This window comes from Desulfarculaceae bacterium (genome assembly GCA_020444545.1).
Classification (GTDB): domain Bacteria; phylum Desulfobacterota; class Desulfarculia; order Desulfarculales; family Desulfarculaceae; genus Desulfoferula.
This window is the reverse complement of the sequence record JAHLKT010000001.1, coordinates 143,364-156,262: the sequence shown is the minus strand read 5'-3', so window position 1 is coordinate 156,262 and position 12,899 is coordinate 143,364. Positions and strand designations below refer to the sequence as shown.

Annotated in this window: 12 protein-coding genes; 10 read left to right on the top strand and 2 right to left on the bottom strand. The window is 65.0% G+C overall.

All coding sequences use genetic code 11. The features are described from left to right. Positions 1-43: 43 nt before the first annotated feature. From KQH53_00740 to KQH53_00725, 4 genes are read left to right on the top strand one after another with little or no spacing between them, the layout of a single operon-like run. Positions 44-472, top strand: a complete 429-nt coding sequence (locus KQH53_00740; protein ID MCB2225173.1) for an Rrf2 family transcriptional regulator — start codon at positions 44-46, stop codon at positions 470-472. After that, positions 465-1,223, top strand: a complete 759-nt coding sequence (locus tag KQH53_00735) for a 4Fe-4S ferredoxin (protein MCB2225172.1) — start codon at positions 465-467, stop codon at positions 1,221-1,223. The genes KQH53_00740 and KQH53_00735 overlap by 8 nt, the downstream gene beginning before the upstream one ends. A 4-nt stretch (positions 1,224-1,227) precedes the next feature. Further along, positions 1,228-2,070 carry a 4Fe-4S binding protein gene (locus tag KQH53_00730; GenBank protein ID MCB2225171.1) on the top strand — a complete coding sequence of 281 codons (843 nt, stop codon included), beginning with the start codon at positions 1,228-1,230 and terminating at the stop codon, positions 2,068-2,070. Next, a complete protein-coding gene (locus KQH53_00725; protein MCB2225170.1) occupies positions 2,070-2,819 on the top strand; it encodes an HD domain-containing protein in 750 nt (249 codons plus the stop codon). The genes KQH53_00730 and KQH53_00725 overlap by 1 nt, the downstream gene beginning before the upstream one ends. Before the next feature lie 97 nt (positions 2,820-2,916). Here the strand turns inward: KQH53_00725 and KQH53_00720 are convergent, their stop codons facing one another. Both KQH53_00720 and KQH53_00715 read right to left on the bottom strand, forming a co-directional pair. Next, positions 2,917-3,300, bottom strand: a complete 384-nt coding sequence (locus KQH53_00720; protein MCB2225169.1) for a P-II family nitrogen regulator — start codon at positions 3,298-3,300, stop codon at positions 2,917-2,919. Positions 3,301-3,344: 44 nt separating this feature from the next. Further along, entirely contained in the window at positions 3,345-4,553 is a 1,209-nt protein-coding gene (locus tag KQH53_00715; protein MCB2225168.1) for an ammonium transporter, read from the bottom strand. A 601-nt stretch (positions 4,554-5,154) separates the two neighbouring features. On the opposite strand from KQH53_00715, the gene hisS reads away from it, so the two are divergent. The 6 genes from hisS (at position 5,155) to KQH53_00685 (ending at position 12,897) form a co-directional block, all read left to right on the top strand. Beyond that, positions 5,155-6,408, top strand: a complete 1,254-nt coding sequence (hisS, locus tag KQH53_00710) for a histidine--tRNA ligase (GenBank protein ID MCB2225167.1) — start codon at positions 5,155-5,157, stop codon at positions 6,406-6,408. A 2-nt stretch (positions 6,409-6,410) separates the two neighbouring features. Beyond that, positions 6,411-8,204, top strand: a complete 1,794-nt coding sequence (gene aspS, locus KQH53_00705; protein ID MCB2225166.1) for an aspartate--tRNA ligase — start codon at positions 6,411-6,413, stop codon at positions 8,202-8,204. Positions 8,205-8,389: 185 nt separating this feature from the next. Beyond that, on the top strand, positions 8,390-8,851 hold the full coding sequence (locus KQH53_00700; GenBank protein ID MCB2225165.1) for a LysM peptidoglycan-binding domain-containing protein: 462 nt from the start codon (positions 8,390-8,392) through the stop codon (positions 8,849-8,851). A gap of 151 nt (positions 8,852-9,002) precedes the next feature. Then, complete coding sequence (locus KQH53_00695) at positions 9,003-10,835, top strand: hypothetical protein (GenBank protein MCB2225164.1); 1,833 nt, start codon at positions 9,003-9,005, stop codon at positions 10,833-10,835. A gap of 114 nt (positions 10,836-10,949) precedes the next feature. Continuing rightward, the gene (locus KQH53_00690) at positions 10,950-11,177 is read left to right on the top strand and encodes an acetyl-CoA carboxylase biotin carboxyl carrier protein subunit (GenBank protein MCB2225163.1); all 228 of its coding nucleotides are present in this window, start codon (positions 10,950-10,952) and stop codon (positions 11,175-11,177) included. A 154-nt stretch (positions 11,178-11,331) separates the two neighbouring features. Continuing rightward, complete coding sequence (locus KQH53_00685) at positions 11,332-12,897, top strand: acyl-CoA carboxylase subunit beta (protein ID MCB2225162.1); 1,566 nt, start codon at positions 11,332-11,334, stop codon at positions 12,895-12,897. Positions 12,898-12,899: the final 2 nt, after the last annotated feature.

Here is a 12,899-nt window from a genome sequence, read left to right as displayed (position 1 = left end):
TAGGTATTTTAATACCAGAATAATTCATTAGAGGGGAATCCTTATGCAGCACTTGCTGAAAATATCCGAAGCCGCCTCTCTGGCCATGCACACCATGGGCCTGTTGGCCGCCGAGCCGGGGCGCCTCATCTCCACCCGGGAGATGGCCTCGCGCCTCCGGGTGTCGGAAGCCCACCTGGCCAAGGTGATGCAGCGCCTGGGCCGGGCCGGTCTGGTGCGCTCCCAGCGGGGGCCCAAGGGAGGCTTTTCGCTCCTGGGCAAGGCCGAGGAGATCACCCTCCTGGAGGTCTACGAGGCCACCGAGGGGCCGCTCAGGGAGCAACACTGCCTTCTGGGTAAGCCCATGTGCGACGGCAACTGCATCATGGGCGGCCTGCTGGAGCGAGTGGGCGACGAGGTGCGCGAATACTTCAGCACCACCCGTTTGTCCGATTTTAAGGACTCTTTTCTGCGCGAGGCCCAAAATGCGTAAGACCCGCGACATCATTCAGATCGACGAGGAGCTGTGCAACGGCTGCGGCCAGTGCATCCTGGACTGCGCCGAGGGCGCTTTGCAGCTGGTGGACGGCAAGGCCCGCCTGGTGGGCGAGATCTACTGTGACGGCCTGGGCGCCTGCCTGGACGGCTGCCCCACCGGCGCGTTGACCGTTACCCAGCGCGAGGCCGAGGAGTTCGACGAGGCGGCGGTGGAGGAGCTTCTGCAAGGCCAAGGCCAAGGCGCGGCCCCTGCCGAGCCCCAGGGTATGCCCATGGCCGGAGGCTGTCCGGGCCACGCGGCCATGAGCCTCTCGCCCGCTTCGGCCGCTCCGGCGACCGGCGCGGCGGCCAGCACCCTGGGCCACTGGCCCATCAAGCTGCAACTGCTCTCGCCCCAGGCCCCGTTCCTCAAGGGCGCGGACCTGCTGCTCTTGGCCGACTGCGCGGCGGCCTCGCTGCCCGACCTGCACGCCCGGCTGTTGCCCGGCAGGGCGGTGGCCCTGGCCTGCCCCAAGCTGGACAACCCCCAGGCCCACGTGGACAAGCTGGCCGACCTGTTGGCCAACGCGGAGGTCAACTCCGTGACCGTGGTGCGCATGGAGGTGCCTTGCTGCGGCGGCCTGAACTGGATAGTGGAGCAGGCCCTGGCCAAGGCGGGCAAGGACCTGCCCGTGGGCGAGATGGTCATCGGCCGGGGCGGCCAAGTGCTAAGCAGCGCCGACCTTCCCTGGAACGAGGCGGCCTAGACCCATGGCCCGCACCCCGGCCATAGCCTGGGAGCCCGAGGCCCACGAGGCGCTCAAGCGGGTGCCCGCCCTGGTGCGGAGCCTGGCCCGGCGCAAGGTGGAGCAGCGGGTGGCCGCCGCCGGAGGCGACCGGGTGCGCCTGGCCGACTTTGCCGAGGCCGAGGCCCGCTTCCGGGCGGTGATGGGCGGGCGGAGCGAAAAGGAGCTGGCCTCCTTGTTGCCCGCGCCCAACCAGCCGGGAGCCGAGATGGTGGTGCTGGAGGCCTGCCGGGCGGGCCTGAGCAACTGCCCCAACGTGCTGTTGGACACCGAGCCCTGGCGCGCGGCCATCGAGGCCTGGCTGGAGCAAGACAAGGTCAGCGAGCGGCTGCGGGCCCGGGTGGAAGAGGACTCGGTGCTGTTCCACCACAAGCTGCGCATTGCCCTGAGCGGCTGCCCCAATGGCTGCTCCCGGCCCCAGATCGCGGATTTGGCTCTGGTGGGAACCGCGCGGCCGGTTTTCGAGCCGGATGATTGCACCGCCTGCGGCCTTTGCGCCGCAGCCTGCCCCGACAGTGCGATCACCCTGCGCGAGGCCGCCGTGTGGGACCCCGATTCCTGCCTGGGATGCAAAGCGTGCAGCCAGGCCTGCCCCGAGGAGGCCGTAAGCCTGGGGCCGCCTCTGGCCCGGGTGCTCCTGGGCGGCAAGCTGGGGCGGCATCCCCATTTGGCCCGCGAGGTGGCCGTGGTGGAGCGGCCCGAGCAGGCGGTGGATATTTTTCGGCAGGTAGTGAACGACTACATCGACCACGCCCCGCCGGGCGAGCGCTTCGCCGCCTGGTGGGCCCGAGAGCGAGGGGGTATCTGATGGCTCAGACCATGTGCCCCGGCCAGGACACCAAGTTCTGGGGACCGGGCGACATCTTCGAGACCACCTGCGCCAACTGCGGCGCGGAGGTGGAGTTCTTCAAGGACGACGCCAGCCGCCGTTGCTCCAAGTGCGGGTCCAAGGTGGCCAACCCCAAGCTGAACCTGGGCTGCGCCAATTGGTGCGAGCACGCCAAGGACTGCCTGGGCTACGACCCCAAGGAGGTCCTGGCCGAGAACGCGGCCGCGGGCGGTGGGGGCGAGACCCTGCTGGAGCGCCTCTTGGAGGCCATGCGGGCCACTTTCGGCCGGGACACCAAGCGCATCGAGCACGCCGAGGCAGTGCTGGCCAATGCTCAGGAGCTGATGAAGGCCGAGGGCGGCGACCCCAAGGTGGTGCTGGCCGCGGCGGTGTTGCACGACATCGGCATCCAGGCGGCCGAGGCCAAGCACGGCTCCAGCGCCGGGCGCTGGCAGGAGCTGGAAGGCCCGCCCATCGCCGAGGCGATAATGAAGGACCTGGGCCTGGACATGGACACCCGCGACCACGTGGGCAAGATCATCGCCAATCACCACAGCGCCCGGAACATAGACACCCTGGAGTTCCGCATCTTGTGGGACAGCGACTGGCTGGTGAACATTCCCGAGGAGTTCCCGGAGATCAGCCAGGAGAAGATGGCCAAGCTCATCGACAAGGTCTTCAAGACCGAGACCGGCCGCGAGCTGGCCCGGGAGCGCTTCCTGAACTAGGCGCGAGGCTGAACCGAAAAAGTATAGGGCCGGAAGGGAATGCTCCCCTTCCGGCCCGTTGTTTGCCGCTATGGTTGTCTAGCCGGTGCTGCTGTTTCTAGGCGGCGCCTTTTTTCTTCTCGTCGATGTCGCCGGGGTACATCACCGCTTCGTTGCCCCGCTCGCCGGTGCGGATGCGCACCGCCTCGTCCACGGGGTAGATGAAGATCAGGCCGTCGCCGGCGTCGCCGGTCTGGCCCGCCTTGAGGATGGCGGCGATGGTGTCGTCGACGTTCTGCTCGCTGAGGATGATGTTGAGCTGCATCTTGGGCAGCATGTCCACCTGGTAGGTGCCCGAGCGCCCGGCCAGGGTGATGCCGCCCTGGCGGCCCTGTCCCCGGATCTCGAAGACGTTCATGCCCCGGATGCCGATCTCGTGCAGGGCATCCTTCACGTCGCCCACCTTATCCTCGCGGATGATCGCTTCTATCTTCTTAAGCATGGCTTATATGCCTCCTATGCTTTTTGATTCCGCTATGGGGCTTCCTAGGAGTAGGCCCGCTCGCCGTGTTCGGAAAGGTCCAGTCCCACTTCCTCCTCGAGCTGGCTGACCCTGAGGCCCATGGTGGCGTCGAGAATCTTGGCCAGGACGAAGGTGACCACGAACACGAACACGATGGTCACCGCCACGCTGAAGGCCTGGATGCCCAGCTGGGCCGGGTTGCCGTAGAACAGGCCGGTGGCGCCGTTGACCGCGGGGGCGGCGAACAGGCCGGTGGCCAAAGCGCCCCAGGTGCCGGCCATGCCGTGGCAGGCCCAGACGTCCAGGGACTCGTCGAGGTTGCGCTTCTGGCGGAAGCGGATGGCGTAGTAGCTGATGGGCGCGGCGATGGCGCCGATGGCGATGGCCCCCATGGGGGTGACGAAGCCCGCCGCCGGGGTGATGGCCACCAGGCCCACCACCGCGCCGGTGGCGATGCCCAGCACGCTGGGCTTGCCCGCGTCGGCCCAGGACACCATCATCCAGCTCATGGCCGCGGCGGCAGTGGCGGTGTTGGTGTTCACGAAGGCGTAGGAGGCCAGGCCGTCGGCGGCCAGGGAGCTGCCCGCGTTGAAGCCGAACCAGCCGAACCACAGCAGGCCCGCGCCCAAGACGGTGTAGGGGATGTCATGGGGCTCCATGGGAGCCTTGGGGAAGCCCTTGCGGGGGCCGATGGCCATGGCGAAGGCCAGGGCGCTGAAGCCGGCCGCGATGTGGACCACGGTGCCGCCGGCGAAGTCCAGCGCGCCCATGGCGCCCATCCAGCCGCCGTCGCCCCACACCCAGTGGCACAGGGGGTCGTATACGATGGTGGCCCAGATGAGGCTGAATACCAGGAAGGTCTTGAAGCGCACGCGCTCCACGAAGGCGCCGGTGATCAGCGCCGGGGTGATGACCGCGAACATCATCTGGAAGGCCGCGAAGGCCAGGTGGGGAATCTTATCGGAATAGGGCCCCGCCGCGCCGGTGACGCCGGCAAAGCCCAGGAAACTGAGGTCACCCACGATGCCGAAGACGTTCTTGCCGAAGGCCAGGCTGTAACCGTAGAGAACCCACTGGACCCCGATCAGGCCCATCATGATGAAAGAAAGGTTCAGGGTGGAAAGGATGTTCTTTTTGCGAACCATGCCTCCGTAAAAGAAGGCCAAGCCGGGGGTCATCAAAAGAACCATCGCCGAACTGGTGAGTATCCAGCCGGTGTCTCCGGCGCTGATGGGGGTTGCCATGACTGCGTCCTCCTACTCGACTAACAGTGCCTCTGGTTATGTGTAAAGCCGCCGGTCCTACCCTCTGGCGGTATGGGCGGCGCTGTTTCCGGGCTAGTGAAGGCAACTACAATGCCAACCATGAAATGTTTCAAAATTAAGCAGGAAAAAATGTAGGTTATGGCATCGGGCCGCTCCGAGGCGGGAGACGGAAACCCTACCTAAAGGTAGGCCGGGATGGGGGCCGGGAGCGCCTCCAGACGGCCGCCGGGCCGCGCCAAGGGCCAAAAACCGCTTGGAGGCCGGTCTTTGCGCAGAATTGTCGATGAGGATTTTACAATTAATAATAGATGGTTATGGCCAATTTTGCCAAAAAACATACCAATCGGTATTGTGCCCCAAAAAAACATACCAATCGGTAGCAAGGTAGGCGGGCGCGCCCCCGGCGGTCACATATTTGTAGATTGTGCGGCCGGGCGCTCAATTGCAATTTGGTAAACCGGCCCGGGGTGCCCTTTCCTTGACCCGCTTACAAATTCCGGGTATATATGCAAAATTCCTGGCGGCTCTCCCGGAGCCCCAACCCGAACAACGGAAAGGCGGCGGCGTTTTGGCCATTCAGGCGGTCAGGGGCATGAAGGATCTTTTGCCCCCCGAGGCCCCCAAGTGGCGCTTCATCGAGGCCACGGCCCGGGAAGCGTTCGCGGCTTTCGGATTCAATGAGATAAGGGTTCCCATCTTGGAGCGCACCGAGCTTTTCGCCCGTTCCATCGGCGAGGAGACCGACATCGTTTCCAAGGAGATGTACACCTTCGAGGACCGTAGCGGCGATTCGCTGACCATGCGGCCCGAGGCCACCGCCGGGGTGGCGCGCGCTTTTCTGGAGCACAAGCTCCACGCGGTCCCCGGCCCCCACAAGCTGTTCACCATCGGCCCCATGTTCCGCCACGAGCGCCCCCAGAAGGGCCGCTTGCGCCAGTTCCACCAGCTCGACTGCGAGGTCCTGGACGACGCCGGGCCCCAGAGCGACGCCGAGCTGCTGGTCATGGCCGACCATTTGCTGAAGACCCTGGGCGTGTCCAAGGTGGAGATCGTGCTCAACTCCCTGGGCTGCCCGGAGTGCCGTCCCCAGTTCAAAGAGGCGCTTCTGTCCTACTTCGAGGGCAAGCAGGGCCGTTTGTGCGAGGACTGCAAAAAGCGCCTGGTCAACAACCCCCTGCGCGTGCTGGACTGCAAGCAGGAGGATTGCAAGGAGATCGCGGCCAGCGCGCCCCTGATCTCCGGCTCCTGGTGCCCGGACTGCTCGGCCCATTTCGACCAGGTGAAGCGCCTGCTGGACCTGGCCGGGGTGGAGTATTCCCTGGACCCCAAGCTGGTGCGCGGCCTGGACTACTACACCCGCACCGCCTTTGAGTTCAAGACCGGCGAGTTGGGGGCCCAGGACGCGGTGGGCGGGGGAGGGCGCTACGACGGGCTGATCCAAGCCCTGGGCGGCCCGGCCACTCCGGCCATCGGCTTCGCCTTGGGGCTAGAGCGGCTCTCGCTGCTCATCGAGGACCGGCCCGAGTGGCAACAGGGACCGGCTCTGTTCATCGCCGCCCTGGGCGACGAGCCCCGGGAATGGGCCTTTGGCGCGGCCACGGGCTTACGCAAGAAGGGCCTGTGGGTGGAGATGAGCTCCAGCGACGTGAGCCTCAAGGCCCAGATGCGCCGGGCCAACAAAATGAACGCGGCCCAGGTGCTCATCGTGGGCGGCGAGGAACTCAAGGCAGGCGCGGCCCCGCTCAAGGACATGGCCAGCGGCGAGCAGAGCGAGCTGCCCCTTGGCGAGATTGTGAGCCGCCTGGCGGCGGCAGGAGAATAGAAGTGTCTGAACGATTCATCCAAGACCTCAAACGCACCCATTCCTGCGGCCAGCTGGGCACGGCGGAGGTGGGCGACCAGGTGGTGCTCATGGGCTGGGCCCAGCGCCGCCGCGACCACGGCGGGCTGATCTTCGTGGACCTACGGGACCGCGAGGGCATCACCCAGGTGGTGTTCAACCCGGAGATCGACCAGGGCTCCCACTCCGAGGCCCACACCATCCGCAGCGAGTTCTGCCTGGCGGTGCGGGGCACGGTGCGCGCCCGCCCCGAGGGCATGGCCAACCCCAACCTGGTCACCGGCGAGATCGAGGTCTATGTCGACAGCTTCGAGATCTTGAACCCCAGCAAGACGCCTCCGTTCATGCTGGAGGACTGGATCGACGTGGGCGAGAACATCCGCCTGAAGTACCGCTACCTGGACCTTCGGCGGCCGGAGATGTACGCCAACCTGCTGCTTCGGCACCGGGCGGCGGCCGCGGCCCGGAGCTATTTGAACGGCCAGGGTTTTTTGGAGGTGGAGACCCCGGTCCTCACCAAAAGCACCCCCGAGGGCGCCCGCGACTATCTGGTGCCCAGCCGGGTGAGCCCGGGCAGCTTCTTCGCCTTGCCCCAGTCGCCCCAGCTGTTCAAGCAGCTGCTGATGATGGGCGGCATCGAGCGCTACTACCAGATCGTGCGCTGCTTCCGCGACGAGGATCTGCGCGCCGACCGCCAGCCCGAGTTCACCCAGGTGGACCTGGAGATGAGCTTCGTGGGCGAGGAAGACGTCATGGCCCTCACCGAGGGCCTGGTGGCCGAGATCGTCAAAGAGGCCACGGGCCGCGAGATGGAGCTACCCCTGCCGCGCATGACCTATGACGAGGCCATCAGCCGCTACGGCCTGGACGCGCCGGACGTGCGCTTCGGCCTGGAGCTGACCGACGTGGTGGACCTGGTGGCCGAAGCGGAGTTCAAGCTCTTCGCCACCGCCGCCTCCAAGGGCCTGGCGGTCAAGGCCATCAACGGCAAGGAGATGGCCTCGCTCAGCCGCAAGGACCTGGACGACCTGACCTCTTACGTGGCCGATTTCGGGGCCAAGGGCCTGGCCTGGGTCAAGATCAAGGCGGGCGGCGAGTGGCAGTCGCCCATCGCCAAGTTCTTCACCCCCGAGCAGCAGCAGGCTATCAACGCCCGCATGGACGCGGTGGAAGGCGACATTCTGTTCTTCGGGGCCGACGTGCCCGCCGTGGTGCACGAATCTTTGGGCCGTTTGCGCCTGGAGCTGGCCCGCCGTTTCGGGCTGCGCCCCGAGGGCGTGCTGAGCTTCTGCTGGGTCACCGAGTTCCCCATGATGGAGTGGGACCCCGAGGCCAAGCGCTGGCAGGCCATGCACCACCCCTTCACCTCTCCCCGGGCCGAGGACCTGCCCCTGCTGGAGAGCGACCCCGGCGCGGTGAAGGCCCGGGCCTACGATTTGGTGCTCAACGGCTCCGAGGTGGGCGGCGGCTCCATCCGTATCCACCGCGCGGACGTGCAGGCCAAGGTGTTGGCAGCGCTAAATATTTCCGACGAGGACGCCCAGGAAAAGTTCGGGTTCCTCCTGGAGGCCCTGACCTATGGCGCACCGCCCCACGGCGGCCTGGCCCTGGGCTTCGACCGGCTGACCGCCATCTTGGCGGGTGAGCCCTCCATCCGCGAGGTCATCGCCTTCCCCAAAACCCAGAAGGCTTCCTGTCCCCTCACCGACGCCCCCGGACCGGTGAGCCGGGAGCAGCTATTGGAGTTGGGCCTGCGCCTGGATAAACCGGCCAAGTGACAACTCGGCGGCATTGTGGCCACCGGATGTTGACTTTATACGAACAACGCGCCTAGAATTGTACAGAGAGTAAAAATAGTGGTAACTTACGGGTGATGCTTCATTGACTCGCTTAATGTGGTTTACCCGGTGAGTGATTATGGCACTTCGCTCCTAGGGAGGAAATTGGTAAGGAGGATATGGGAATGACCAAGCTGAAAAAGGTTTTGCCCTGGATGGCGATTGTAGCCGCTCTGGGCCTGCTGGGTGGTTGTGCATCGGTGTGTGGGGTGGAGAAAGTTCCCCCCAAGGCTCCGCCTCCGCCTCCCGCCGTCAAGAAGTGGACCGCGCCGGCCAAGCCCATGCCGGTGACCGAGAAGCCGGCTCCGGCCCCCGCGCTGCCCACCACCTACACCGTGGAGAAGTGCGACGACCTGTGGAGCATCTCGGCCAAGCCCCAGATCTACAACGATCCCTGGCTGTGGCCCCTGCTGTGGAACGCCAACAAGGACAAGATCAAGAATCCCAACAAGATCTCGGTCGGCACCGTGTTGATGGTTCCCCGGAGCGTGAGCGACGCCGACAAGGCCGCCGCCCGCACCCAGGCCAAGAAGTTCCCCAAGTACATGCCTCCCAAGGGCGCCAAGCGCTACTGCCCGCCCAAGTAGGCACCACGACGTAACCAACCCGGCCCGCCCCCCCGGGGCGGGCCGGAGTTGTTTGTATGCGCGAACACCCGGAGGGGACGCCCTTTGACGAGGGTGCCCCCTTCCGGTATTTTTGCGTGCATGTGAAATTCGATCAGGAAAGAGGTGGACCATGGCTGAATGGAATCCGCGCCGCCGCTTGCTGGACCACACGCATCAGCCCAACTTCGTCAGTTTGGTGGACCAAGCGGAGCCGCAGCTCTTCCGCAACATCTTCCCCTATGACGAGGTGTGCCGCACCGACTTCGACCACATGGTCCAGCCCCTGGACCCGGCCGAGGAGATGTTCATCACCGACACCACTTTCCGTGACGGGCAACAGGCGCGCCCGCCCTACAAGACCAAACAGATCGTGGACATCTATGACATGCTCCACAAGCTCTCCGGTCCCAAGGGCATCGTGCGCCAATGCGAGTTTTTCCTCTACAGCCAGCGGGACAAGGAAGCGGTGGAGCAGTGCATGGCCCTGGGGCACCGCTTCCCGGAGATCACCGGCTGGGTGCGCGCCAAGAAAGAGGAGCTGGCCGAGGTCAAGAAGATGGGCCTCAAGGAGACCGGCATCCTCACTTCGGTGAGCGACTACCACATCTACCACAAGATGAACCTCACCCGGGCCCAGGTCATGGACCGCTACCTGGGGGTGGTCAAGGACGCCCTGTCCCTGGGGCTGATCCCCCGCTGCCACTTCGAGGACCTCACCCGGGCCGACATCTACGGCTTCGTGGTGCCCTTCGCCCGTGAGCTGGCCAAGCTTCGGGAAGAGTCGGGCATCGGCATCAAGATTCGCCTGTGCGACACCATGGGCTACGGGGTCACCTATCCCGGCGCGGCCCTGCCCCGCAGCGTGCCCCGCCTGGTGCGGGCCATGATCGACGACGCGGGCTGCCCGGGCAAGCTCCTGGAGTGGCACGGCCACAACGATTTCTACAAGGTGCTCATCAACGCCAGCACCGCCTGGCTCTACGGCTGCGCCGGGGCCAACAGCTCGGTGCTGGGCTTTGGCGAGCGCACCGGCAACACGCCCCTGGAGGCGCTGGTCATCGAGTACATCTCGCTACGGGGCAGGGCCGACGGGATGGACACCAGGGTGATCACCGACCTGGCCGAGTACTTCGAGAAGGAGATCGGCCACCGCATCGCCTCCACCACCCCTTTCGTGGGCCGCGACTTCAACTCCACCAAGGCGGGCATCCATGCCGACGGGCTGGTGAAGAACCCGGAGATCTACAACATCTTCGACACCGAGAAGATCCTCAACCGGCCCTACACCATCGCCATCACCGACAAGAGCGGGGCCGCGGCCATCGCCCACTGGGTCAACCAGCGCCTCAAGCTGGAGGGCGACAAGCGGGTGGACAAGCGTCATCCGGGCATTTTGAAGATCAACAAGTGGGTCTCCGAGCAGTACGAGGAGGGACGCCTGACCTCCATCGGCAACTCCGAGCTGGAGGTGGTGGCCCGCAAGCAGTTGCCCGAGCTGTTCTACAGCCAGTTCGACCGCCTGAAGGACCGCGCCAAAAAGCTGGCCCTGTCCCTGGGCGAGGAGATCATCGACCGCCCGGAGCTCAAGACCATGGCCCCGGCGGTCATCGAGCCCCTGTTGCAGGAGGCCCTGGACAAGAACCCCTTCATCCAGTTCCTCTACGTGGTCAACTCGCAGGGCTACAAGATAACCAAGAACATCACCAACATCACCGACCGGGCCAAGTACTCCTCGGCCATGTTGGATACCGATTTCAGCGACCGCGACTGGTTCATCAAGCCGATGAAGGACGGCAAGCTCCATGTGAGCGAGTTCTACACCAGCAAGATCACCGGCGCGTTGTGCATCACCTTGAGCGGCCCCCTGCGCGACGACAACGAAAATATCGTGGCCGTATTGGGCGCGGATATACGTTTCGAGGACCTGGCCAAACTGGAAGACGAGGAGACCACCGAGGAATAACCGCCGATCTCCTTGGAACTTGACAAAAATCACCGTATCGGTCTATTCTTCGGGGACATTTTTACCGAAGTTCAACCAGGCAAAAACGCAGGGGCCTTTGGGCTCATAGGATCAATAGGGAGGTACACCTTGGCAGAAATTAAAGCACCCATGGGCGGCAAAGTCATCAAGATCTCGGTCAACGTCGGCGACTCCATTGGCGAGGACGACGAAGTGGCCGTGCTCGAGGCCATGAAGATGGAAATGCCGATCCTGTGCGAGGAAGACGGCACCGTCGCCGAGATCAAGGTTGAGCCGGGCCAGACCGTGGAAGCCGAGCAGGTACTGGTAGTTCTCAGCTAAAAACGGGGTTCAGGCCCCGCTATGACAGCGGCCGCGGGCTGCCCAGGACTGAACCCCAATCAGCTCTGGGCAGCCTTCGTTTGTTTGGGGCCCCCCGCGCGGGCGGCGGCTCCGGCAGGAGCGCAGGCAATCGGTTAAGAGGGAGGTCCTCGTAATGCAGAACGTGCCGGTCACCACCAAGGAAAAGATCGAAGATCTGGTACGCCGGGACGCGGCGGCCCAGTTGGGCGGGGGCGAAAAACGCATCGAGGCCCAGCACGCCAAGGGCAAGATGACCGCCCGGGAGCGCATCGAGGCCCTCTTGGACACCGGGACCTTCGAAGAGTTCGACCGCTTCGTGGTCCATCGCTGCACCGACTTCGGGATGGAAAAAAACAAAATACCCGGGGACGGGGTGGTGACGGGATTCGGGCGGGTCAATGGCCGCCCGGTTTTTGTTTTCAGCCAGGACTTCACCGTGTTCGGCGGCTCGCTGTCGGGCCCCTTCGGCGAGAAGGTCTGCAAGGTCATGGACCTGGCGGTAAAGGCCGGGGCTCCGGTGATCGGCCTGAACGACTCGGGCGGCGCGCGCATCCAGGAAGGCGTGGTCTCCCTGGGCTCCTACGGCGAGATTTTTAGGCGCAACGTGCTCTCTAGCGGCGTGGTGCCCCAGATCAGCGCCATCATGGGCCCCTGCGCCGGGGGCGCGGTTTACAGCCCGGCCATCACCGACTTCATCTTCATGGTGGACCAGACCTCCTACATGCACATCACCGGCCCGGCGGTCATCAAGTCGGTGACCGGCGAGGAGGTGACCAGCGAGTCGGTGGGCGGAGCCAAGGTGCACAACACCAAGTCCGGCGTGGCCCAGTTCATGGCCAAGGACGACGCCGAGTGCCTGGAAATGGTGCGCCGTTTGCTCTCGTATCTGCCCAGCAACTGGGAGGAGAAGCCGCCGGAGAAGCACACCGGCGACCCGGCCAGCCGCATCGCGCCGGAGCTGGACGCCTTTATCCCCGACAGCTCCAAGCAGCCCTACAACATGAAGAAGCTGATCAAGACGGTGGTGGACACCGACAGCTTCTTCGAAGTCAGCAAGGGCTGGGCCAAAAACATGATCACCGCCTTCGCCCGTTTGGCGGGCATGGCCGTGGGCATCGTGGCCAACAACCCCATGCAGCTCGCCGGCTGTTTGGACATCGACGCCAGCCGCAAGGCGGCCCGCTTCGTGCGCTTCTGCGACGCCTTCAACATCCCGGTGGTCACCTTCGTGGATGTGCCGGGCTTCCTGCCAGGCGTGCACCAGGAGTACGGCGGCATCATCACCCACGGCTCCAAGCTGATCTACGCCTACTGCGAGGCCACGGTGCCCCTGATCACCGTGATCACCCGCAAGGCCTACGGCGGGGCCTACGACGTGATGGGCTCCAAACACCACGGCGCGGACGTGAACCTGGCCTACCCCACCGCCGAGATCGCGGTGATGGGCCCCGAGGGCGCGGTGAATATCGTGTTCCGCAAGGAGCTGGACCAGGCCGATGACAAGGACGCGACCTACCAGGAGCTGGTGAGCCAGTACCGGGCCAAGTTCGCCAGCCCCTACCGGGCGGCGGAGCTGGGCTACATCGACGAGATCATCCTGCCCAGCCAGACCCGCTCCAAGCTCATCCGCGCCCTGGACGTGCTCAAGACCAAGCGCACCTTCCGGCCCCAGCGCCGCCACGGCAACGTGCCGATGTGATT